The sequence below is a fragment of the Providencia sp. PROV130 genome (genome assembly GCF_028482225.1).
Taxonomy (GTDB): domain Bacteria; phylum Pseudomonadota; class Gammaproteobacteria; order Enterobacterales; family Enterobacteriaceae; genus Providencia; species Providencia rettgeri.
Genome location: NZ_JAMPQC010000020.1, coordinates 1 through 24,052, shown reverse-complemented (window position 1 = coordinate 24,052; position 24,052 = coordinate 1). Strand labels below are relative to the sequence as shown.

General features: G+C 40.7%; 23 protein-coding genes and 1 tRNA gene. 18 read left to right on the top strand and 6 right to left on the bottom strand.

The genetic code is table 11. From position 1 onward, the window contains the following. The first annotated feature begins 179 nt into the window (after positions 1-179). The 5 genes from PSF28_RS14100 to PSF28_RS14080 all read left to right on the top strand — a co-directional run bounded on the left by PSF28_RS14100 (position 180) and on the right by PSF28_RS14080 (position 5,945). Complete coding sequence (locus PSF28_RS14100; RefSeq protein WP_272685229.1) at positions 180-740, top strand: fimbrial protein; 561 nt, start codon at positions 180-182, stop codon at positions 738-740. Between the two features lie 56 nt (positions 741-796). Then, positions 797-1,531 (top strand): fimbrial biogenesis chaperone, encoded by a 735-nt coding sequence (locus PSF28_RS14095; RefSeq protein ID WP_272685228.1) that lies wholly within the window; start codon positions 797-799, stop codon positions 1,529-1,531. A 44-nt stretch (positions 1,532-1,575) separates the two neighbouring features. After that, positions 1,576-4,098, top strand: coding sequence for a fimbria/pilus outer membrane usher protein (locus tag PSF28_RS14090; protein ID WP_272685262.1), 2,523 nt, complete (start codon positions 1,576-1,578; stop codon positions 4,096-4,098). Positions 4,099-4,147: 49 nt separating this feature from the next. Continuing rightward, positions 4,148-5,323 (top strand): fimbrial protein, encoded by a 1,176-nt coding sequence (locus PSF28_RS14085; protein ID WP_272685227.1) that lies wholly within the window; start codon positions 4,148-4,150, stop codon positions 5,321-5,323. Between the two features lie 376 nt (positions 5,324-5,699). Further along, entirely contained in the window at positions 5,700-5,945 is a 246-nt protein-coding gene (locus tag PSF28_RS14080) for a helix-turn-helix domain-containing protein (RefSeq protein ID WP_272685226.1), read from the top strand. A gap of 14 nt (positions 5,946-5,959) precedes the next feature. Here the strand turns inward: PSF28_RS14080 and PSF28_RS14075 are convergent, their stop codons facing one another. Then, complete coding sequence (locus PSF28_RS14075; RefSeq protein WP_272685225.1) at positions 5,960-6,463, bottom strand: DUF2938 domain-containing protein; 504 nt, start codon at positions 6,461-6,463, stop codon at positions 5,960-5,962. Positions 6,464-6,761: 298 nt separating this feature from the next. Between PSF28_RS14075 and PSF28_RS14070 the strand changes: the two genes are divergently transcribed. From PSF28_RS14070 to PSF28_RS14060, 3 genes are read left to right on the top strand one after another with little or no spacing between them, the layout of a single operon-like run. Continuing rightward, positions 6,762-7,844 (top strand): serine hydrolase domain-containing protein, encoded by a 1,083-nt coding sequence (locus tag PSF28_RS14070; protein ID WP_272685224.1) that lies wholly within the window; start codon positions 6,762-6,764, stop codon positions 7,842-7,844. Beyond that, positions 7,828-8,565 carry a GNAT family N-acetyltransferase gene (locus PSF28_RS14065; protein ID WP_272685223.1) on the top strand — a complete coding sequence of 246 codons (738 nt, stop codon included), beginning with the start codon at positions 7,828-7,830 and terminating at the stop codon, positions 8,563-8,565. The genes PSF28_RS14070 and PSF28_RS14065 overlap by 17 nt, the downstream gene beginning before the upstream one ends. 9 nt (positions 8,566-8,574) lie before the next feature. Then, a complete protein-coding gene (locus PSF28_RS14060; protein ID WP_272685222.1) occupies positions 8,575-9,024 on the top strand; it encodes a GNAT family N-acetyltransferase in 450 nt (149 codons plus the stop codon). Positions 9,025-9,239: 215 nt separating this feature from the next. Here PSF28_RS14060 and arsC read toward each other — a convergent pair whose 3' ends face one another. The 4 genes from arsC to PSF28_RS14040 all read right to left on the bottom strand — a co-directional run bounded on the left by arsC (position 9,240) and on the right by PSF28_RS14040 (position 12,105). Beyond that, the gene (gene arsC, locus PSF28_RS14055) at positions 9,240-9,671 is read right to left on the bottom strand and encodes an arsenate reductase (glutaredoxin) (RefSeq protein WP_210840304.1); all 432 of its coding nucleotides are present in this window, start codon (positions 9,669-9,671) and stop codon (positions 9,240-9,242) included. A 10-nt stretch (positions 9,672-9,681) separates the two neighbouring features. Further along, a complete protein-coding gene (locus tag PSF28_RS14050) occupies positions 9,682-10,971 on the bottom strand; it encodes an arsenic transporter (RefSeq protein WP_210840305.1) in 1,290 nt (429 codons plus the stop codon). Positions 10,972-11,105: 134 nt separating this feature from the next. Next, positions 11,106-11,441 carry a metalloregulator ArsR/SmtB family transcription factor gene (locus tag PSF28_RS14045; protein ID WP_210840306.1) on the bottom strand — a complete coding sequence of 112 codons (336 nt, stop codon included), beginning with the start codon at positions 11,439-11,441 and terminating at the stop codon, positions 11,106-11,108. Between the two features lie 587 nt (positions 11,442-12,028). Further along, a tRNA-Arg gene (locus tag PSF28_RS14040) sits at positions 12,029-12,105 on the bottom strand. Positions 12,106-12,292: 187 nt separating this feature from the next. On the opposite strand from PSF28_RS14040, the gene folD reads away from it, so the two are divergent. From folD to fruA, 5 genes are all read left to right on the top strand, one after another. Continuing rightward, positions 12,293-13,150 (top strand): bifunctional methylenetetrahydrofolate dehydrogenase/methenyltetrahydrofolate cyclohydrolase FolD, encoded by an 858-nt coding sequence (gene folD / locus PSF28_RS14035; RefSeq protein WP_004913518.1) that lies wholly within the window; start codon positions 12,293-12,295, stop codon positions 13,148-13,150. 18 nt (positions 13,151-13,168) lie between these two features. Continuing rightward, a complete protein-coding gene (gene ybcJ, locus PSF28_RS14030) occupies positions 13,169-13,381 on the top strand; it encodes a ribosome-associated protein YbcJ (RefSeq protein WP_004913522.1) in 213 nt (70 codons plus the stop codon). Between the two features lie 444 nt (positions 13,382-13,825). Then, complete coding sequence (gene fruB / locus PSF28_RS14025) at positions 13,826-14,980, top strand: fused PTS fructose transporter subunit IIA/HPr protein (RefSeq protein ID WP_272685221.1); 1,155 nt, start codon at positions 13,826-13,828, stop codon at positions 14,978-14,980. After that, positions 14,977-15,921, top strand: coding sequence for a 1-phosphofructokinase (fruK, locus tag PSF28_RS14020; RefSeq protein WP_110732200.1), 945 nt, complete (start codon positions 14,977-14,979; stop codon positions 15,919-15,921). Before fruB ends, fruK begins: the two co-directional genes overlap by 4 nt. A gap of 11 nt (positions 15,922-15,932) precedes the next feature. After that, entirely contained in the window at positions 15,933-17,627 is a 1,695-nt protein-coding gene (fruA, locus tag PSF28_RS14015; protein ID WP_272685220.1) for a PTS fructose transporter subunit IIBC, read from the top strand. 367 nt (positions 17,628-17,994) lie between these two features. On the opposite strand, the gene cysS is transcribed toward fruA, so the two are convergent. Beyond that, complete coding sequence (cysS, locus tag PSF28_RS14010; protein ID WP_210837290.1) at positions 17,995-19,383, bottom strand: cysteine--tRNA ligase; 1,389 nt, start codon at positions 19,381-19,383, stop codon at positions 17,995-17,997. Between the two features lie 267 nt (positions 19,384-19,650). Between cysS and ppiB the strand changes: the two genes are divergently transcribed. From ppiB to PSF28_RS13985, 5 genes are all read left to right on the top strand, one after another. Continuing rightward, positions 19,651-20,145 carry a peptidylprolyl isomerase B gene (gene ppiB, locus PSF28_RS14005; RefSeq protein WP_210837292.1) on the top strand — a complete coding sequence of 165 codons (495 nt, stop codon included), beginning with the start codon at positions 19,651-19,653 and terminating at the stop codon, positions 20,143-20,145. Positions 20,146-20,154: 9 nt separating this feature from the next. After that, positions 20,155-20,880, top strand: coding sequence for a UDP-2,3-diacylglucosamine diphosphatase (locus tag PSF28_RS14000; protein WP_210837294.1), 726 nt, complete (start codon positions 20,155-20,157; stop codon positions 20,878-20,880). Between the two features lie 150 nt (positions 20,881-21,030). After that, positions 21,031-21,534: a 5-(carboxyamino)imidazole ribonucleotide mutase gene (purE, locus tag PSF28_RS13995; protein WP_210837296.1), complete on the top strand. Its 504-nt coding sequence runs from the start codon at positions 21,031-21,033 to the stop codon at positions 21,532-21,534. Further along, on the top strand, positions 21,534-22,616 hold the full coding sequence (purK, locus tag PSF28_RS13990) for a 5-(carboxyamino)imidazole ribonucleotide synthase (RefSeq protein ID WP_210837298.1): 1,083 nt from the start codon (positions 21,534-21,536) through the stop codon (positions 22,614-22,616). The genes purE and purK overlap by 1 nt, the downstream gene beginning before the upstream one ends. Positions 22,617-22,732: 116 nt before the next feature. Next, positions 22,733-23,971, top strand: coding sequence for an MFS transporter (locus PSF28_RS13985; protein ID WP_272685219.1), 1,239 nt, complete (start codon positions 22,733-22,735; stop codon positions 23,969-23,971). The last annotated feature ends 81 nt before the right edge of the window (positions 23,972-24,052 follow it).

The following is a 24,052-nucleotide window of genomic DNA, read 5'->3' as shown; positions in this document are numbered from 1 at the left end:
CAAGAATGATAACGATTCTTTTCCCTTGATTATATCTACAGAATTTATCTTTGATTATATCTAAAAAAGAAATGTTGGCTCGACCTTATGCCACACACGAAAGGTTTAGAGCATTCTCTATATGATACTTTTTTATCATACCGGTAGTTTATTTATATTTTAATAATTAAGGCTTTAATATGAAAATGAAATTAGTCAGTACAGCACTATTAGCATCTTTAATGTCTGTTGGTGCTTATGCCGCATCAACTGGAACCATTACATTTAAAGGTGAATTAACTGACACCACTTGTGAAGTTGGTATTAATGGCCAAGGCAGCGATGCGACAGTGACATTACCAACCGAAGGCGTAGAAAACTTAACCGCAGCTGGTCAGGTCTCAGGAAGAACCTCATTTAATATGAATTTAATTAACTGTGTTATTGGCAGCGATAACGCTACAAATAAAGTGTCTACGTTCTTCCAAGCAGGCAGTACTGTTGACCTATCTACAGGCCGCTTAATCAACCAGTCTACAACTGGAGCTACAAATGTAGAACTGCGACTGTTAGACCCATCTAATAACTATGCCGTTATTAATGTAGGTAATACTGATCAAATTGCTAACAATACTTATGTTGACATTGATGCCACCAATGGTACCGCACTTCTTCATTATGCCGTTGAATACTATGCAATCGGACAAACAACACCAGGTGCGGTCAGCAGTTCTGTTATTTATAACCTAATGTACAACTAATCCTATTTTTTTAGTCCTAAGGGGGGGGTCCCCCTCCTTTTATTTGAGATCCCGCAATGCAATACAAACATGGCTTTATTTATAAATTCTTTTTTTTATTTATTTTCCTTTTTTCATTTTCTAGCCAAGCAAGTGTGGTCATTAATGGAACTCGTGTTATTTATCCTGGTAACGAAAAGGAAGTTACCGTTAAATTATCAAATAAGGGTAATCAGCCCGTTTTAGTTCAAAGCTGGATTGATGATGGTGACCAAAACGCCCTTCCAGAAAACATTAATGTCCCCTTTTTCTTAACCCCACCCATTAACCGTATTGAACCGAATAAATCGCAGACATTACGCATTTCTTATGCTGGGAATAAAGAAAAAGCCAAAAGTGAAGAATCTGTTTATTGGCTCAATGTATTAGAAATTCCTCCTGCACCTAAAGCCGATGATAATAAAGTCTCTAATAGCTTACAGGTAGCATTTCGTACCAGAATTAAACTTTTTTATCGTCCTGAAGCTATTAATAACAAATTCGACGCTGCAAAATCTGCCGAGGAATTAATTTGGTCAATAGAAAATGGGAAATTAACCGCGCATAACCAATCCCCTTACTTTGTCTCGCTCATTTCTATTACTTTAGGAACGGAAAATCAGCAAGAGATTGTTGATGGTGAAATGATAGCGCCTAATCAATCTAAACAATTTGAATTTAAAAACCGTAACCTCGTTAATTCTGGAAATACTGTTTCCTATGAATATATCAATGATTGGGGTGCCGTTAATACAGTCAATTATTCACTATAAAAATACAGTATCGCTAAGATAAGGAATCTCATATTGTGAATAAAATGAATACTCACTCTCTGGTGAAACGGCTCTCTATTTACTCAATTGCGGTTATCCCTTTCTTTAGTATTTCTGCTAGAGGTACAGGGGTAGAACAAGACAGTAATAGTGCGATTTATTTTAACCCAGTCTTTCTCGGCTCCAAAAATATTGACCTCTCTCGTTTCGAGCTCGGTGGTTCAGCCACACCTGGGATTTGGCCCACTGCGGTCTATGTAAATAATGAGCGACTCCCTTATAGCTCAATCTTGTTTGTCGAACAACAAGATAAAAAAGTGACTCCCTGTATCTCTCTTGAGCTTATCAAACAGATTAACTTTAACTATTCTGAACTGCCGTTAGAATTTAAAGATGCATTGAATCAAGAAGTGCAATGCTACCCATTAGAGCAACTCATTCCGCATTCATTTATGGTTTATGACTCAAATGAAGAGCGCTTGGATATTAGTATTCCACAATCCATGTTAACCAAAACAGCAAGGGGATATACTGACCCAAGCCTGTGGAGTCACGGTATTCCCGCTTTATCAGTTGGCTATAATCTGAACCATTATATTTCTCAGGTGCGAGGCAAGACGACACGCTCTCTTTATGCAGGGCTAGATGTCGGACTCAATATTGGTGCTTGGTATTTTCGCCACAATGGTAACTACAATTGGCAAGAGCACATAGGTAAGAATTATCAATCCATTAGTAACTATATCCAACGTGATATTCCCAAGATACAAGGACGTATCCGAATAGGCGAAACAGCAACCCAAGGTCTTTTATTTAATACATTACCTTTTCGCGGTATTGAGTTAGTCAGCGATGACCGTATGCTTCCAATATCTCGTCGTGGCTATGCCCCTGAAATTCGCGGCGTTGCACGCACTAACGCCCGCGTCACAGTCTCCCAAAATGGCAGATTTATTTATGAAACCACAGTCTCGCCTGGTGCCTTTACAATTAACGACCTTCATGCCACAGGTTATGGTGGTAATTTAGACGTATTGGTGACGGAAGCTGACGGTAGTGAACAATCCTTTGTCGTTCCTTACGCTTCGGTAGCTCAATTACTTCGTAAAGGCGCTCATCAATACAATTTTGTTGCGGGTAGATTAAACGACCTATCCATTTCTCATCGCTTTAATTTATACCAAGCGACCTACTTGCGCGGTTTAACCAACTACATTACTGGATTTGGGGGCATTCAAAGTAGTGGTCGGGACTATTCAGCATTTCAATTGGGGGCATCGGTCAGTTCTCGATTGGGTGCTATTTCATTTAATGCCACTCATGCACAACCCCACTTTAGATATAGCGACATTGCCCGCCATGGTGGGCAGAGCTACCAAGTTAGTTATAGTAAGTATCTACAAAGTACCAACAGCAACTTGACTATTGCGGCTTACCGTTACTCGACATCGGGGTACTTTGATTACATAACGGCCATGAGAGCATTAGATGCAGAAAACCATCGAAGCCCGCTGGAAAACATTTGGCGTCCGAAGAACCGTTTTAATATTACAATGAACCAAGGGCTGCCGGGTAATTGGGGGCAAATCTATATTACCGGTTATAGCCAAGACTACTGGAATAATGGTAATTCAGACCTTCAATATCAAGTGGGTTACAGTAACCAGCTTGGGTCGATGAGCTACAGTATCAATGCAGGCCGAGCCAGAAATGGACGTGGAAAAATGGAAAACAATATTTATCTCAATGTTGCCATGCCTCTGACAAATTATCTAAATAAGCATGTTCCAGTGCTCAACGCCAGCTTTAACCGTAATAGTAGCGGTAGAACGGGTGAGCAAATCGGTCTCTCAGGAAGTACAGGGAATGATTCTCAATATAACTATGGTGTTACAGCAGCAAACTACAACCAAGGAGGCGGTAGCAGCCTTGCAATGAATGCAGGTTGGCGTTCACCGATTAGCCACTTAACAGGAAGTTATAGCACCGGGAAGAATTACCACAACGTATCTTTAGGCGCCAGTGGGACAGTGATTGGTTGGTCTGAAGGCGCAGTTATGACGCCGTATACCGGAAATACCTTTGCCATTGTTGAAGCTAAAAATGCCAAAGGGGCAAAAATTGGCGGTTACCCGGGGATCCGTATCGACCCTTGGGGGCATGCAGCCGTCCCTTACCTCAACCCGTATGAGCTGAACGATATCAGCATTGACCCGAAAGGGCTGCCTCATGATGTTGAGTTGCTCAACACCACGGAAAAAGTTGCCCCTTATTCAGGTGCAATTACCAAAGTGGAATTTAAAACGCAACGCGGAATTCCGTTACTAATAAAGTCCGTACAAACCAATAACCAAGCGATCCCTTTTGGTGCTGAAGTTCTCGATGAGAGCGGACGTAATGTCGGTAATGTCGGGCAAAATGGCCAAGTATTCGCGCGTGTTGACAAAAATGTAGGCCAGTTAACGGTTAAATGGGGCACTAAAAACACGCAAAATTGCCTGTTAACCTATGATGTGACCGCAAATACAACAGATGCATTTAATCAGCTCAGCTCTGTTTGTCGATAACCTAAAAGGGACAGAACAAATTTCCCAAAATCTGTACTAGTGAGGAACTATGAAATTTTTTACTATAAGCTTGTTTATGTTATTGATGAGCCCACATTTAAGTCTAGCCACTGAAATTGCAACATGTGCACCACATCATAGTTATACAGGTGAAGATGCCATCGTCAGCGTTGATGGAAGTGTGATTTCTGTTGGGGATGACGCTCCTATAGGTACTGTCATTTTTAAAGGAAATTATCAAAATAATATACAAATGGGTGTTAGGTGTATTTTAGATGAAAATGAGTACTGGAGTTCTGGTTATATCCATATACCTATAAAAGCTGAAATAGCTTCAAATACATTGCCCCTTATCCCTGGTATTACAAGCCCTTACCAATCTGAGGTTTATGAAACCAATATTCCAGGTATTGGTGTATCCTTCTATAGTTCTGAATTCAATACTCCTTTACCTACCATTAAGGATTATAAATTAGTACCTAGTTATAGTGGCGGAGTTACGATTAGAGAATCTAATGTTTTTGCCTTTATGTTAATCAAGACAGGTAATTTTTCTGCAGGGGTAGTGGATGCCAATTTATTTCCTAAACTACAAGTTAGTTTTCTAGCACCAACTATGCCTCCCAATGTAGATGCAGAAATTCACGGTGACTTCCCTTTTATTATGAATACACTAACCTATACAGGGCAACTACAAGTTCTTAAAAGCACTTGTAATATTAGCGCACCTAATTTTGTTGTTCCTTTAGGCTTGTATTCGGTAGGTGATTTCCAAGGGGTGGATAGTTACACTCGGTGGCAAAATGCCTCTATCACCCTAGAAGGGTGTAGTGCATTCTCACCAGGTTACTTTAGTCTTTATGCTTATGGGCCAGCAATTACAGGTAGTGGGACATTACCGACAAATAGACCGAATCCAAACCAAAAAAACCAAGTGACTATAACCATTTCTTCTGCTCATGGCAGTATCTCTGATTTAGACGGCATTATCGACTTAGAGCCAGGAGACAATACCGCAGAAGGCATTGGTATCCAACTGGGTTTAGAAAAAAGAGGCGTTATTTCACCTATTTCTTTATTAACAAAGCACAATACTGGTATTCTTCCTAATGCAACAACCAATAGTTTAATCGTGCCATTATTTGCTCGCTATATTCAAACCGATAATACCATGAAAGGTGGAATGGCTAATGGTGCAATTACCTACACCATTAATTACCTTTAAACGTTCTAACTTACCCTATTTATAATACAAAGTATTATTTAACAATGGGACGATAGTTTAAAAACTTAAATTATCTTCCCATCCCTTTTTTCCTCTATCAATCTTAGCTCTATAAAACTGACTTAAAAGACTTAATATAACAAGTCTGAATACACTCATGATAGAAAAATAAAAACTTAATTAAGGAGGGAAACCCAAAAATAAACAAAAAATACCTTTACAATCAATCAGAAACGTCATTCATTATTTTAGATTTATTTTAGTTTACACATCGATGCTAAAAAGTAAAAATACAGCAATAGAAAAATCGACAGATTAACAAATTAAAATAACTCATAGAGATCACCTTAAACAAGTATATTTAATTGGTTTTAATATGCATAGAAATAAAGAATCCTTACAAAGGGATATTGGTAATTATATTAGAAGGTCGCGAAAAAATAATGCATTGACAGGCGCTGAGCTCGGCAAAAAGTTACATATCAGCCAACAACAAATATCCCGATATGAACGTGGTGAAACCAGTATTAATATCGAAACGCTAGGAAAAATATTATCTATCTTAGATAAAGATTGGTCAGACTTTTTTCTTTCCGTATTAGCCGTCCCCACAAACCGGTAGAGGCTAGCTGAAAATTACAAAATATAGGCCTGTAAAGGTTGTAATACTAAGGCTGTCAGGTAAAGACCAAGGCCAAATACGCTATGAGATAATAAACTCATTAGCCGTGCCTTATTTGGGTTAGGTGTTCTACTGGCAGCAATACCGGCTCCCATCGCTGGTTGCATAATAAAGTAAGGAGCCGCGACCGTTATTACACCAAAAAATAATGCAGTCCATAATATCGGTGATGTAAACCATGTTTCACCAAATAAAAAAATAAATATAAAGGCAAAAACAATACCGGTTGCGTAGTGAACTCCCCAACCTAATGCATTTTCGGCTGGAATTCTGGCTTTTGGAGCAATTGATGGGCGGTGGATAAACTGCCCATTAATCATATACCCAGCCCAACGCCCTACCAGCGAAAAATTTAACGTCGGTTGGCCACATAATTTAAGTATCAGCGCCCATATATCCATCACAATAGTCGCCCCCACCCCAAGTAAAAATGTTAAAAATACTATCGAGAAAGTCATCATTGATTTCCTTTTTATTTTGGGATTACCCGTTCATTACCGCTGAACAAGGTCACCCATATTAGCTAATATGGAATATATCGCAGGCAAAATAATGCTTTCTCCTTCCCTCCCAAAATTAAAAATCGAGATTGACTTAAAGTCGGCTTGAAGATGTAACATTAATGTTCTGATTTAACCAATAGCATCAATAACCTTTTGAGAAAATATGAGTTGTAGTACAACTAAGCGTAGCGACCAGCTAACTTTATGCGTTAAATCCAAGTTTTTTAGTCAATAAATTTTGAGGCAGGGAAAAGTGAATACTTTCACAAATAGAAAGAACGTAAGGGTTAATAATACGTCACAACAACTTTTAGCGTGGGAACAACAATTTAACACCGAAGGGCCAGGCTTTAGTTACATGGCAAAATTTGATCAAGGCGAATATTATTCAGGTAACCTTGGGTTTGCCGATCTTGAACAAAAAAAGCCATTAACAACTGATACTATTTTTAATTTAGCCTCAGTATCAAAGCAATTCACTGCCTTTGCTATTTTGCTGTTAGAACAAAATGGCCAACTTGCTTTACATTACCCCATTACCAAATATATTCCTGAGTTACCTGAATACGCGAATGAGATCACCATTCAAGATTTAATTTATCATATCAGTGGCATGGTGGATTATATCGAATTAGCCTTGAATAAAGGCGTTGATTATGCGGACTCATTAGGGCCGGAAGAAAGTTTAGCGGATTTAATTGCTTACCCCAGCCCCCTTTCCCCTGTTGGAAAACAGTTTGATTATTGTAATACGGGTTATTTTTTATTATCAATTATTATTGAACGTGTTAGTGGCCAAAGTTATAACCAATTTGCCCGGCAACATATTTTTAAGCCATTACAAATGGATAACACTTTTATCGTGGAATCGTACCCTGTTCACACTACAATTGCTCGAGGGTACCGTGAAAACAGTGAATTTGGTTATCAATTAAGTGAAAGTTTGTGGACTCAAACCGGCGATGGTGCCGTTCATTCAAATGTTTTAGATTTAATGAAATGGGGTGAAAACTATACTAGTGGTAAAGTCGGTGGCAAAGCACTAGTCGAGAAAATGCTTCAGGCATTGCCACTTGAAAATAGGATGGGTAAAGCGATTGAACACCACCAGCAATATGCCTATGGCGTTATTATTTCACAACACTTTGGTTTAATGCATTTCGAACATTCAGGGGGTTGGGCTGGCTGCGCTACCTATTTTTTACGTCTACCTGATTTAGGCTTAACAGTTGCTGTGTTAGGAAATATTGAGGATTTAGATACACAAAAGCTGGCTTATGAGATTACCGATATCATTTTAACCCAATATAAGGAATTCCATGACGATCGTGATTAATGATGATATCTCTGCATATTGGCTGAAAGAAAAAACTGCCGGTGAATGTTGTTTAGATCAAAGTGATTTAGCGGTGTATATCAACCCTCATATTGACGAGAATTATTTAGCCGTGGCGATTCAAGACCAAAACAAATATTGGCTATCATTACACCCGCAGCTCTGCGTTAAATTATCTGTTACTGCCGAGTTAACGAGAAAAGCGGCTGAATCATTACGTAGCGACCTCGCCGACCAATGGCATGGGGCAAACCAATTTTTTTATTTTAGCCAAGCGGCATTATCTAAACTACAACAACAAAAAATACCGAGTGATATTCGCGCATTAACAAGTGCTGATGCCGCCGCATTTCAAGCTTTCTGTGAAGCATCTAGTGAAGATGATTTAGACGGTGCTTCTGTAGAACTTGACCACTGGTTAGTTTATGGTTTGTTTTTTGATGAAAAGTTAGTCGCCGCTGCGAGTATGTACCCTTGGGATGATAAAAATTTGGCTATCGCTGATTTAGGGGTTTTAACCTTATCGGAACACCGTGGAAAAGGTTATGCACGCAAACTCGTCTCTGCGATTTGTCAAATAGCGTTAGATAAAGGATATCAGCCACAATATCGATGCCAGCTAGACAACCAAGCATCCTTAGCACTCGCAAATTCGTTAAATTTAATTCCATACATTAAATGGGATGTCATTGTGCAGCCGAATGCAGTAATAGAAACATAGAGTAATTATATGGTTACCATAAAGAATATTGACCAAGACAATTTGTTTGATGTCTGTGAATTAACCTCTAATTCAGATGGGATCGCCACTGTCTTAGAGGATTTTATCTGTTGTAATGCGACATCAATTGCAGAAGCGAGCTATTTCCCAAACTTTTACCCAAAAGCCTTATATTTTCAAAATAATATAATTGGTTTTTTTATGTATAAGATAAGTAGCACTAATTTAAACGAAGTGATGCTTTGCCGATATATGCTTGATTATAAATTCATTGGCAAAGGGCTAGGCCGTAAGTCATTTAAAGCAATATTGGATTTTCTCTATTCAGAAGGCATCCAGCGCATCACTCTCGGGCTAAATGAAGACAATATTGTGGCAAAGAACCTCTATCAATCCTTTGATTTTGAATTTACAGGAAATATTGTTGATGGGGAGCATATTTATTATTTAAATCTATAATGTAATAGGTATTAATCACCTTGATAATATAATGAATTCACTGATATTTTTCTTATTTGTAAGATGATGAGTCTCTATCACTAATTAAATTCATTATTTGACCTAAATTTCTAGCTGAATATTCCCCATAGGAATATAACTTATTGATTTTAAATACCCTACAGGGTTCAACATAAAATCATACAGAGTGTTAAAGTTGCCAGCAACACTCAATCCTATCCATTTGCATTTTTATATCGTGTACTACCAATTACTATTTGACCATCTTCCTTGATAAATTCACTTTGTTGGGGATTAGGTAATATCTCTAACACTACCTCAGAAGGCCGACACAACTTTACACCTAGCGGAGTGACGACGATTGGCCTATTAATCAGTATCGGGTACTGCAACATAAAATCAATCAATTGCTCATCGGAATAAAGGTTATTTTCTAAATTTAATTGCTCATACGGCTCAACATTTTTTCGTAATAGCTCCCTCGCTGTGATTTTCATATCAGCAATAAGTTGCACTAACACATCCTTAGTCGGAGGTGTTTCTAGGTAATAAATAATCGTCGGCTCAATACCATTATTGCGGATCATGGCAAGGGTATTACGTGAAGTGCCACAATTGGGGTTATGGTAGATAGAGATCTCATTCATTGAATGCCCCTTAATTAGACAGCGAAAGTCGAAGCACTAAAGCAACAAGTGTGACAATAAGCACAGGGATAGTCATGATAATCCCGGTTTTGAAATAATATCCCCATGTAATGGTCATGTTCTTTTGTGATAAAACATGCAACCATAACAATGTTGCCAAGCTGCCAATTGGTGTAATTTTTGGCCCTAAATCGGCACCAATCACATTGGCATAAACCATCGCCTGTTGGATTAACTCTGTCGCATCACTCCCTTCAATAGATAGCGCACCAATTAATACCGTTGGCATGTTATTCATTATGGATGATAAAAATGCGGTAATAAATCCAGTGCCTAGAGTAGCTGCCCATAACCCTTTATCGGCAAGGTAATTGAGCGTTTCAGAAAGATAATCGGTTAACCCTGCATTTCTTAAACCATAAACAACCAAGTACATACCTAAAGAGAAAATGACGATTTGCCACGGTGCACCGCGTAAGACTTTTTTGGTATTAATCGTATGGCCTCTGGCTGCAATCACCCAAAGAAGCAGAGCACCAATAGCGGCAATCGCACTAACCGGAATCCCCAAAGGCTCCAAAACAAAAAAACCAACCAGTAATAACACCAGTACTAACCAACCAGCTTTAAACGTTGTCATGTCCTTAATGGCTAAAGTCGGTTCACTCAGTTTGGTAACATCATATTGTTTAGGAATATCTTTGCGGAAAAACAAATGCAGCATCGCTAATGTTGCAATAATTGCAGCAATATCCACTGGCACCATAATCGATGCATATTCTGTAAAACCAATATTAAAGAAGTCCGCAGAAACGATATTCACGAGGTTCGAAACAATCAGCGGCAAGCTCGCCGTATCTGCAATAAATCCAGCAGCCATGACAAATGCTAATGTCGTGCCTTTGTTAAAACCAAGTGCCAATAACATCGCAATCACAATGGGCGTTAATATCAATGCTGCGCCATCATTGGCAAACAAGGCCGCAACCGTTGCACCAAGTAACACGATATAACTGAATAACAGTTTTCCTTTACCCCCACCCCATTTGGCAACATGTAATGCAGCCCATTCAAAGAAACCACTTTCATCTAACAGCAGGCTAATAATAATGACTGCAACAAATGTCGCCGTTGCATTCCACACAATATTCCAAACTATAGGAATATCTTGAAAACTAATGACACCAAAAATAAGGGCTAAAACGGCCCCTGCTGTTGCACTCCAACCAATACCCAGTCCTTTGGGCTGCCAAATAACAAAGGTGATCGTTAAAATAAAAATTAAAGCGGCAATAAACATAACAACCTCATGAAAAGGAACAGGAAGATACTTTTTTGCTCATCCTGAAATAAATTGGCTAATTAATCGGCCTTATTAAATTCCCCACTCGAATATAAATATATGATTTTTCATATACGTTAATTTAAAAAATTTTATAGCGAACAACGACTCACAGGTTCTTTTGTCTCTAAGCTTTTGAGTAAATCTGCAACTTTATTTTTCTCTGTGGCATAGGTGACATCAATGATACTTTTCACCCACGGTAGTAATGCTGGAGATAATCGATAATGAACCCATTTACCATGTTTTGAATCGAGCAAAAGACCTGATTCTCTTAGCATTGCTAGGTGTCGAGAAGTCTTTGGTTGCGATAAATTCAAGGCCGTATAGATATCACAGACACATAGCTCACCAGATGCTTTCAAAAGCAACACGATATCCAGCCTTGTTTGGTCACCTAAAATTTTAAACAGTTGTAATGGTTCCATGTAAATCCCAGACTAACAATTTATTCAAATAAACACTCATACATATACACCAAAACATATATATCAATCAATATGAACACATAAATAATTTGATATAAGTTAGCTTATGTATACTAATACTGGCTCGAATTATTAAACTCACAAGGATAGAAATGAACTCAATTTTTGGATTGTATTTTATTCAACTCATACTGATCATTTCAGTATTTTTATGCTTTTGGAGGATAGGCAAATCTAATTCATTCTGGGCATTCATTAGAGTCATTCTCTCTTTATGTATTATTTCAGCAATAGCATTCCTTGCATTTATAATATCGTATGTCTCAAATTAACCTCACACATTCATAGCTTAAACCTCTTTGAAAGTATAAAACTAAAATCTATGCTGCTGTATACAAAATAGAGAATAGGAAAATTAGGAAGCAGAGATAATCGGTTGATGTGGTGAGAAAATATGCTTATTTATTGCCTAATCATTTAACTGAATACGCAAAGAAAATAGACACTATTTTTGGCACTTAGCCCCAAATACGTCCCAATTAGAAAGAGCGAAGAATTTTAAATGATGGTAAGTGATTGAAAATTAATGGTACGCCCTACAGGATTCGAACCTGTGACCTACGGCTTAGAAGGCCGTTGCTCTATCCAACTGAGCTAAGGGCGCATTGATAATGCGGGCAGCCTATCTGGCTGATGGCGTTGAATTATACGGTTGCTGCGCGCTGAGTCAATGGCTTTTCGCTACTAAAATAACTATATGCTCATTTTATGTAATAGTTTGAACTGACAATGACGTTAACTTCTGACAAAATAGAGACATTACCGTGTCTCATATATGGATTAAGTTACAGATGTTAGCAAAAATTATTGATGGGAAAACGATTGCGCAGACAATTAGGCAAGAAGTTGCCCAAAAAGTACAATTACGTTTAGAACAAGGAAAACGCGCTCCTGGGCTTGCTGTGATTTTAGTCGGCGCTAACCCCGCGTCACAAATCTATGTCGGCAGCAAACGCCGCGCTTGTGAAGAAGTCGGCTTTATTTCACGTTCTTATGATTTACCAGATACAACAACAGAAGCTGAATTACTCAAATTAATTGATGATTTAAATCAAGATACTGAAATTGATGGAATTTTAGTTCAACTACCATTACCTGCGGGAATTGATAACGTCAAAGTCATTGAGCGTATTCATCCAGACAAAGATGTTGATGGTTTTCATCCGTATAATGTCGGCCGCTTGTGCCAACGTGCGCCACGCCTTCGCCCATGCACCCCTAAAGGAATTGTTACTTTACTTGAGCGCTGCGGTATCAACACTTATGGTTTAAACGCTGTAATTATTGGCGCATCCAATATTGTTGGTCGTCCAATGAGCTTAGAGCTTTTGCTGGCAGGTTGCACTACAACAGTAACGCATCGCTTTACCAAAGATTTAGAACACCACGTTCGCCATGCTGATTTAGTTGTTGTCGCAGTGGGGAAACCCAATTTTATTCCTGGTGAATGGATTAAACCTGGCGCGATTGTGGTCGATGTCGGTATCAACCGCTTAGATAGCGGTAAAGTCACAGGAGATGTCGATTTTGACGAAGCCGCGAAAAATGCCGCTTGGATCACCCCTGTGCCTGGTGGTGTTGGCCCAATGACTGTTGCGACTTTAATTCAAAACACCCTTCAGGCATGTGAAGAGTACCACGATATTTAATGTAATTTTGGAGTAATCATGGATATATTCAATTTAAATGGGCACCCACACGTCGAACTGTGTGATTTGCTAAAAATTGAAGGCTGGGCGGAAAGCGGTGCAATGGCAAAAGCCATGATTGCAGATGGCTTAGTTGAAGTTGATGGTGTGGTCGAAACACGCAAACGCTGTAAAATTGTAGCGGGTAAAATCGTTTCAATGGGCAGCCAAAAAATCAAAGTTGTAGAATAATACATTTAGGTAAGCTGAAAAATTTCAGCTTACCTCCCTTTGCATAATAAATAACCACCTCCCTATCCCCCTTTGTTCAAAATAACCCGATTTATTGTAAGACGATCAAAGCTATTTTGACGTTTTAGAAGATTTTTCTTTAGCCATATTTAGTGTATTAAGCATTCAAATAATCAAACATATTGATAACTTAATTTATTGTTTTACATATATAAAAAACTTCAGCAATTACTTCAGCTTTGCCATAAAGCAGATAAAACACACTCAGTTTCCTTCCTTAAAAAATTTAACTTAGCTCTCATTTTTTGTATTTCGTACCTTAGCGACATAGACAAGACTAAACGATTCAGCTAACCTTGTTAACGATAACATGATTAACAAACAATCAGATCCGCTTGCAAGTCTTCTGGCTGATCCGGCAATAAATAATAATCAGGAGAAATTATGTTTAACTTACCAATAAGCGATATCCACCTTGCAGCTGCTGCATCTGATAAAAAAAATGCAATAGAACAAGTCGCTAAGGCTCTCGAAAATGCAGGTTATGCAAAAAGCGGTTACGCACAAGGAATGCTTAACCGAGAAACCCAAGCTCCTACCTTTTTAGGAAATGGCATCGCTATCCCACACGGGACAACGCAGACACGAGACCAAGTGTTGAAAACAGGTTTTGCGGTTTTCCAATTCCCTAATGGTATTGACTGGGGTGATAACCAAACTGCTTATATTGTTATTGGCATTGCGGCTCAATCCAATGAACATCTCGAATTACTTCGCCAGTTAACCCACATTATCAGTGATGAGCACACAGCTGACGCGATGGCCAAAGCTGACACCCCTGAAGCCTTAAAGCAACTTCTAATGGGTGAACGTCAAACTCAACCAGTGAAACTTGATGACTCAATGGTCACTGTTAGTGCTCAAGTTGATAATATAAACACGTTAAAAATACAGAATATTATTAACTTACAAAACGCCCAAGCTGTTAGTACCGACTTTATTACCCAAGTTCTCACCCAAACACCTTCGTATTTAGGTCAAGGTATTTGGTTAAGTGATAGCCTTATTGGAAATATTCAGAATGCGGTTGCGATAACGACCGTAAAAAAAACATTTCGCTTTCAAGGTAACCCAGTCAACGCCCTAATCACTCTCTCTTACGCTAATTATCAGATAGAAACTTTTTTACTTAAAATAAATAATGTATTGAAAAATAAAGAATTAAATCTAATTGACAAAGATGGTAACGTTAACAGTTTAGTTAATTTATTGCGTAGTGAAGATTCACACACGGAAAGTGAATCATCAAGTACATCCGGAATCACTCAGGACTTCACCGTTCTTAATCCACATGGGCTACATACGCGCCCGAGCACCCAGTTAGTCACCACCATTAAGCAGTTCGAAAGCACTATTACTGTGAGTAATCTTGATGGTACTGCGACTCCCGTAAATGGTCGCAGCTTAATGAAAATCGTCAGTTTAGGCGCTAAATGTGGGCACCGTTTACGAATTCACGCAGAAGGTACAGATGCACAAGAAGCTATCGTTACCATTGGCGAGGCAATTAACTCAGGACTTGGAGAAGAAATCGCATGAGCAGAAGAGTCGCAACCATCACGTTAAACCCCGCCTATGATTTGGTTGGGCTTTTACCTGATATTCATCGAGGTGATGTGAATTTAGTCAAAACTGCTGGGCTTCATGCCGCTGGAAAAGGCATAAATGTGGCCAAAGTGCTTAAAAATTTAGGGATTGATGTCACTGTTGGTGGTTTTTTAGGCAAAGAAAACCAAGATGGTTTCCAAAAAGCGTTCAGCGAAACAGGAATTGCTAACCGCTTTCAGGTTGTCGAAGGCCGCACCCGTATCAATGTAAAACTGACAGAGCACACCGGTGCAGTTACCGATTTTAACTTTTCAGGCTTCAGTGTCACTAAAGCGGATTGGCAACGTTTCGTCACCGACTCACTCAGCTGGGCGGGTCAGTTTGATATGATTTGCGTCAGTGGAAGCTTACCTCAAGGCGTTGATTTAAAAGATTTTACTCAATGGATGTTACGCCTTAGAGAACAATGCATGTGTGTCATTTTTGATAGTAGCCGTGAAGCTTTTGTTGCTGGACTCAAAGCTTCTCCTTGGTTAGTAAAACCTAATCATCGTGAGCTTGAAATTTGGGCAGGAAAATCTCTTCCGACTCATCAAGATATTGTTGATGCCGCAAATCAACTTCGCCAACAAGGTATTGCCCATGTGGTGGTTTCTTTAGGCGAAAAAGGTGCCATGTGGGTCAATTCATCAGGCGCTTGGTTTGCTAAACCACCTGAATGTGACGTTATCAGCACCGTTGGCGCAGGGGACTCAATGGTAGGAGGGTTAATTTACGGGCTAATGATGAGGCAGACAAGTGAGCACACACTACGCTTAGCTACTGCCATTTCTGCACTTGCAGTCTCCCAACCCAATGTCGGTATCACAGACCGAGCGCAACTTGCACATATGATGACAAAGGTTGACTTACAACCGTTTACGGCTCAATGAGGATGAAAAACATGAAAATATTAATCGCTCCAAGCCACCAGCAAGGCCCTGCTATTTGCTGGCTAGCCATCGATGCCTTAAAGAATGTATCTGCCTTACAAAATATCACCTTCACTGAACAGCTTACTGATGCTGACATTGTGATTTGTTTTGACACTCAGTTGCCTGAAGATTTCAATTGTGCAGACAAAAAAATCTATTTCGGCCACCCCGATGTCGCTGTTAGGCAACCTGCTGAATTCTTGACATCAGCAATTAATGAAGCCACGCTTTGTGAACAACAAATTGCCGAACCGCAGCACACAAAAACTGTCTCTATATTAGCGGTTACAGCTTGCCCTACAGGGGTTGCTCACACTTATATGTCCGCAGAAGCACTTGAAGCTGAAGCAAAAAAACGAGGCTGGAATATCAAAGTAGAAACCCGTGGTTCTGTAGGGGTTGGAAATGAAATTACACCAGAAGAAATTGCACAAGCTGATTTAGTCATTGTCGCTGCTGATATCGAAGTCAATGTGGATAAATTTGCGGGAAAGCCAATGTACCGCACCTCTACCAGTGCAGCATTGAAGAAAACAGCACAGGAATTAGATAGAGCGATAAAGGAGGCGAGTACATTTTCGCCACAAAATGGCAAAAACTCATCACAATCAAGCCAATCCAGCGAAAAGCGCGGAGTCTATAAGCACTTACTCACAGGTGTGTCTTATATGCTCCCGATGGTTGTCGCAGGCGGATTGTGTACTGCACTTTCATTTGCTTTTGGTTTAGATGCATCCAATGTAGAAGGCTCTCTGGCCTGGGCGCTTAGCCTAATTGGTGGGCAAACAGCCCTTGCGTTAATGGTGCCTGTACTATCAGGTTATATCGCTTATTCTATTGCTGACAGAACGGGGCTAACCCCAGGTTTAGTCGGTGGGGTACTTGCGACCACTTTAGGTGCGGGTTTTTTAGGCGGGATCATTTCTGGTTTCCTTGCGGGCTACAGTGCTCACTTTATTAGCACTCGATTAAAATTACCGCAAACAATGGAAGCGTTAAAACCGATTTTAATCGTGCCATTGATTTCGACTTTATTTACCGGTTTAGCCATGATCTATGTGATTGGTCACCCTGTAGCTTGGTTGATGGACTGGTTAACCAACTGGCTAAATACCATGGGAACCACCAATGCAGTGATCTTAGGCGCAATACTAGGTGCCATGATGTGTACGGATATGGGAGGCCCGGTCAACAAAGCTGCTTACGCCTTTGGTGTCGGCCTATTAAGTTCACAAACCTACGCACCAATGGCAGCAATTATGGCTGCAGGTATGGTGCCGCCACTGGCAATGGGGATTGCCACATTAATAGCGAGACATAAATTTGTTCCCGCTGAACGCGAAGCAGGTAAAGCCTCTTTTGTTCTCGGTTTATGTTTTATTTCAGAAGGCGCAATTCCGTTTGCCGCCAAAGACCCTATACGTGTTCTTCCTGTTTGTATCATTGGTGGTGCAATAACTGGGGCGCTATCCATGTACTTTGGTATTCAGTTGATGGCACCTCACGGTGGTTTATTTGTGCTGTTAATACCCGGAGCGATTAATCATGTATTGATGTATTTATTCGCGATAGTAGCTGGTACGGTAGTTTCTGGTGTGCTTTATGCCATTGTCAAAAAAGCAACGCCCAAAGAAGCTCAACAAGAAATGGCAAGTACCGCTTAAGCACTCAGATTTAAGTTCCATTCCTAGTCCCTGTTGGTAGTCTTATTCCCCCCTTAACAGGGGGGCTTTTATTTCACACTAAAAATAAAAAACGGTTAGATATCAATATCTAACCGTTTAAATATGCAGGATTTTTTAAGTCCATCAGTACTCGAAAGGATAACTTGGGGAGCATACAAAAGTATGTGACCCAAGCAGCCAAGTGATGGCAACACCACCACAGTATGAATATGACTCTTATTAATACGCTAAATAGTTCGTGTTGTGGCTAGGCGCCGAACGCGGATAACTTGGGGAGCATACAAAAGTATGTGACCCAAGTAGCCAAGTGATGGCAACACCGCCACAGCACGAAATATGACGCGTATTATTTGCGACGCCACGTAGTACCAGTAGCCCCGTCTTCAAGCACAATCCCCATAGCTGTCAGCTCATCACGAGCCGCATCTGCTTGCGCCCAATCTTTATTTTGGCGTGCATCTAGGCGTTGTTGAATTAATGCCTCGATTTTTGCCACTTCCGCATCATCTTCAGTTTGTGCGCCGCCTTTTAAGAAACTTTCTGGGTCTTGTTCTAACAAACCAAGAACGCCAGCCAGTTCACGAAGTTGTGCCGCCATCGCATTGGCTGCAGGCATATCTTCTGATTTCAGACGGTTAACTTCACGTACCATGTCAAACAACACGGAATAAGCTTCTGGTGTGTTAAAGTCGTCATTCATCGCTTCAATGAAACGTGCTTTAAATTCATCACCACCAGCAGGAACTGCCGACTTATCAGTACCGCGTAATGCCGTATACATGCGCTCAAGTGCGGTGCGTGCTTGTTTTAAGTTTTCTTCTGTATAGTTAAGTTGACTACGGTAATGGCCTGATAACAGAAAATAACGCACTGTTTCTGCATCGTAATACTCAAGTACGTCACGAATAGTGAAGAAATTATTGAGAGACTTAGACATTTTCTCTCTATCAACCATGACCATACCGGAGTGCATCCAGTAATTCACATAAGGGCCATCATGAGCACAGGTAGATTGTGCAATTTCATTTTCATGGTGTGGAAACATTAAATCTGAGCCGCCACCGTGAATATCAAAATGGTTGCCTAACGTTTTACTGTTCATTGCCGAACATTCAATATGCCAACCTGGGCGGCCTAAGCCCCATGGGGATTCCCAGCTTGGTTCGCCTTCTTTAGACATTTTCCACAAGACGAAGTCCATTGGGTTGCGCTTTACATCAGCCACTTCGACACGAGCACCTGCTTGCAACTGCTCTAAATCTTGGCGGGATAACAGGCCATAATTTGGGTCGGTTTTCACCTCAAACATGACATCGCCATTCGCAGCGACATAAGCATGACCACGCTCAATCAAGCTTTGGGTTAATTCAATAATTTCACCAATATGACGGGTTGCTCGTGGTTCGCTATCAGGGCGTAAAATATTCAATGCATCGAAATCTTTATGCATTTCAGCCAGCATACGCGTTGTTAGCTCTTCAACACTTTCATTATTTTCTGCTGCACGTTTAATGATTTTATCGTCAATATCGGTGACGTTGCGCACATAATTTAAGTCGTAACCCAAATAACGCAAATAGCGGCTAATTGCATCAAATGCCACAAATGTACGGCCGTGGCCGATATGACACAAGTCGTAGATAGTGATGCCACACACATACATCCCAATCTTCCCTGCGTGGATGGGCTTAAACTCTTCTTTTTGACGACTTAGTGTATTAAAAATTTGTAGCATCTGAACTTTTCCATTTATTTGAAAAATGATTATCGATTTCTACCGATAAAATATCATGTTATTGAACCCCGATCACCTTAAGAATGCAAGGGTTTACCCCGCTTCCTTTTCAGTTTATTCATTAGGTTTAATACACACCTATTATGCTATAAACTACCCACTAAGCTTCCTTCCGCTTCAAGTCAGGTTTTATCTGTGATATAAACGTGCTGATCTCAACGCTTTCGCAAGTTAGCGCACAAAAAACAATTATTCAGGATAGCTATTATGGTTACATTTCATACCAATCACGGTGACATTGTTATCAAAACGTTTGACGATAAAGCACCCGTTACAGTCGAAAACTTTTTAACTTACTGCCGTGAAGGTTTTTACAATAATACCATTTTCCATCGTGTTATTAATGGTTTCATGATCCAAGGCGGTGGTTTTGAGCCAGGCATGGAACAAAAAGACACTAAAGCACCTATCAAAAACGAAGCTAACAACGGTTTAAAAAACAGCCGCGGTACCTTAGCAATGGCGCGTACTAACGACCCTCATTCAGCAACAGCACAGTTCTTTATCAACGTTGCTGACAACGACTTCTTAAACTTCCGTTCAGAGCGTCCAGATGGCTGGGGCTACTGCGTATTTGCTGAAGTGGTTGAAGGCATGGACGTTGTTGACAAAATCAAAGGCGTCTCAACTGGCCGTAGCGGTTTCCACCAAGACGTTCCACGTGAAGACGTTATCATTGAAAAAGTGACTGTCAGCGAGTAAACCTGACGCATGTCCACTTATATCATTGCAGATTTGCATTTAAGTGAAGATGAACCGGCGATCACCGCCGGTTTTATCAACTTTATTCAACAGCAAGCCATCCATGCCGAAAGCCTGTACATTCTCGGTGATTTTTTCAATTATTGGGTGGGCGATGATGATGACAATCCACTTCATCAGCTTGTGGCAAACGAACTAAAACAACTCACCAATCTTGGTATTCCCTGTTATTTCATCCATGGCAATCGCGATTTTTTGATTGGCAAACGCTATGCTAAACAGTGTGGCATGACCATTTTACCGCAAGAAACATTGCTAAAGCTGAATAACAAACGCATTCTCATCATGCACGGTGATACCTTATGTACAGATGATGCCGCCTATCAAAATTATCGCAAAAAAGTTCATACCCCATGGATCCAACGGGTATTCCTTTTGCTGCCGCTGTTTATTCGCCGTAGAATAGCGCAAAAGATGCGCAAGAACAGCCAATATGCTAGCAGCATGAAAACTGAATCCATCATGGATGTGAATCCCCAAGCGGTAAGTAACGTGATGAAAAAACACCAAGCTCAATGGCTTATCCATGGTCACACCCACCGCCCTGCAATTCACGAAATAAATATCAATGGTAAGTTGCATTATCGTGGCGTACTAGGGGCATGGCACCATGAAGGTTCAGCCTTTGTCATTAATGAACAAGGCGTTGAGCTAATTTTCTTTCCCTTCGAATAACTCCGTAAAAGTTCTTGGTCGCAAACTCGACCGTTTGCTTACTTATTAACCACGCAAACGTTTTCCTTGCTGCATTACCATGATATGATCACCGCAATTCAATTTCCCCCATCTTCGGGTCATGTTTTTTTCACTACAGGAAAGCACTAAATGACTGTTCAATCTGCGGCAAAAATCGCCATTGTTATGGGTTCAAAAAGTGACTGGGCAACCATGCAGCATGCCGCTGATGTGTTGACTGAACTGCAACTCCCTTTCCATGTCGAAATAGTCTCTGCACACCGTACCCCTGATAAGTTATTTTCCTTTGCTGAAAATGCAAAAAAGAATGGGTTTGATGTGATTATTGCGGGTGCAGGTGGCGCAGCGCATTTACCAGGTATGCTAGCTGCGAAAACCTTAGTGCCTGTCTTTGGTGTACCAGTACAAAGCGCTGCTCTCAGTGGTGTCGACAGCCTATACTCCATCGTTCAAATGCCTAAAGGCATCCCTGTCGGCACGCTAGCAATCGGTAAAGCAGGTGCAGCAAACGCAGCGCTGTTAGCCGCTCAGGTATTAGCGATAAGTGATACTGCTATTTTCAACCGCCTTGCCGCATGGCGTGAAGCTCAAACCAATGATGTGCTGAACAACCCTGACCCGAGGGAAGCATAATGAAACCCGTTTGTGTGCTTGGTAATGGCCAACTAGGCCGCATGCTGCGTCAAGCGGGTGAGCCATTAGGTATCGCCGTTTTTCCTGTTGGGCTTGATGCAGAGCCGGAAGCGGTTCCTTATCAGCAAAGCGTTATCACCGCTGAAATTGAACGCTGGCCAGAAACACCTCTGACAAAAGAATTAGCTCGCCATAATGCCTTTATTAACCGTGATATTTTTCCACGTTTAGCGGATAGGTTCCCACAAAAAAGCTTATTTGATAGCTTGCAACTTTCCACTGCACCTTGGGCATTATTAGAATCTCCTGAACAATGGCCTGAATTATTTGCAACTTTAGGTGATTTCCTCATTGTAAAACGCAGAACTGGCGGCTATGACGGGCGTGGTCAATGGCGTGTTCGCCCTGGTGATGAAAAAGATTTGCCCGCTGAAATTTACGGCGAGTGCATCGTTGAACAAGGCATCCCTTTTGACGCGGAAGTGTCTGTCATTGGTGCCCGAAATGCAGAAGGGAAATCCGTTTTTTACCCGATTACCCATAATTTACACCAAGAAGGTATTTTGCGGACAAGTGTAGCCTTCCCTAAGTCAACTAACCCGCAGCAGGAACAAGCTCAAGCCATGCTCAGCGCAGTCATGGATGAGTTAGGTTATATTGGTGTGATGGCAATGGAATGTTTTGTCGTGGGCGATAACCTACTGATTAACGAAATTGCGCCTCGCGTCCATAATAGCGGTCATTGGACACAAAATGGCGCATCCATTAGCCAATTTGAGTTACATCTACGTGCCATTTTAAACCTGCCAATGCCATCTCCTGAAGTGTATAGCCCTGCTGTTATGGTCAATTTAATTGGTACGGATGTAAATATAAACTGGTTAAATTTACCCCTAGTTCACCTTCACTGGTATGAAAAAGAGGTGCGCCCTGCTCGTAAAGTGGGTCATTTAAACCTTTCTCATCGCGACTGCAATCAATTATCTGCAACACTTACTGCTTTAGTTCCACTTTTACCAAATGAGTACAAAAGTGGCATTGAGTGGGCAAATGCAAAATTAGACTGGTACTCTCATCAATAAATAGGGAAAATAGCCCTATTCGATGCCCGAACCTATTTTCGGGCATTATGCTATTTTCGCCGTCATCCAGAAAACAAATATCCTGATTTAAGGTGTGCGGCATTACTGGAGTCAATATGTCCTCGCAGCCTTTTAGTCCGTTTTATCAGTGGTGCATTCTTGTTCTATTAGGGCTGGTTTATTTTTTAGCCACTGCAACCACCTTTACATCTCTTGGTGTGGTTTTGCCTGAGATGATAAGTGAGCTCAAATGGAGTTGGAGTGAGGCTGGATTTGGTTTTACGCTACTGGGCTTAACTTGCGGGCTTGCGAGTTTTCTCCCTTCTCTACTGATCCGTAAAGTCGGTGTACGGGCCACTTTATTGCTAGGTACCAGTGTCTTTGTTGCGGGCTTTTATAGTCTTTATTCCACACAAGCCATCAGCACCTATTTTTTAGGCACCGCATTAATTGGTATTGGTTTCACCTTACTCGCCACAGTTCCTGGGACTTACGTTCTTTCGCGGCTATTTGAAAAACAATCCCTTGCCTTTGGGTTATATTTCACCATAGGGGGCTTGGGAGGGGTTGCAGGCCCTTGGATTTACTTTTACGCCTCAAACCAATTAGGCTCTTGGCGTATGCATTGGGTTCTATGTGCCGTTTATCTTAGCATTGTCACGTTAATCACTATTTTTATGCTGCGTGAAGGAAAACAAGAACAAGAACACGCAAAAAAAGTGATGCAAAAACAAGTGAGTGATGCGAGTAAACCTATTTATCGTACTGCAGAGGTTTGGACAGTCGGTAGAGCACTGCGCACATGGCAGTTTTACTTAATTGCTGCAACCTATACCTCATTTTTATGGTGTGGTATTACCGTTAATAGCTTTGCTGTTGCCCATATTGAAGAGCGTGGTTTTGGCATGACTGTGGCGGTTTCATTGTTAAGCACAATGGCATTTGTTAATGCATTCTCAAGGCTTATTGGTGGGGCTGCTGGGGAATGGCTAGAACCAAAGAGACTATTAATTGGTAGCCTAATTACCATGGTATTAGGTGTTATTTTCCTCAGTATTGCCACATCATGGCTATGGCTAATCTTGTTTGTGTTATGCGTTGGTATTGGCTATGGCATGACTTTTTTGGCATCAAGTGTTTTGCTTTCAAATTATTTTGGTCGAGGCCCATACCTAGAACTTTTCTCTGTGGTGAATTTAATTTCAACCGTTGCATGTTTAGCACCTTTTATTGCTGGTGCAATAAAAGATTTCACAGGGAGTTTCACCCCTGCATTTTTGATTATTGCCGCGCCTGTGGTCGTGATTTTAGGTCTTACCTTGATGATGAAGCCCCCTGCTCTCAATCACAAATAAAAAATCCCGAGTGCTTAGCTCGGGAAAAATTAAAACCAAAGGGAAAACAAGTTTAAGACCAGATATTGGATCAAAACATAT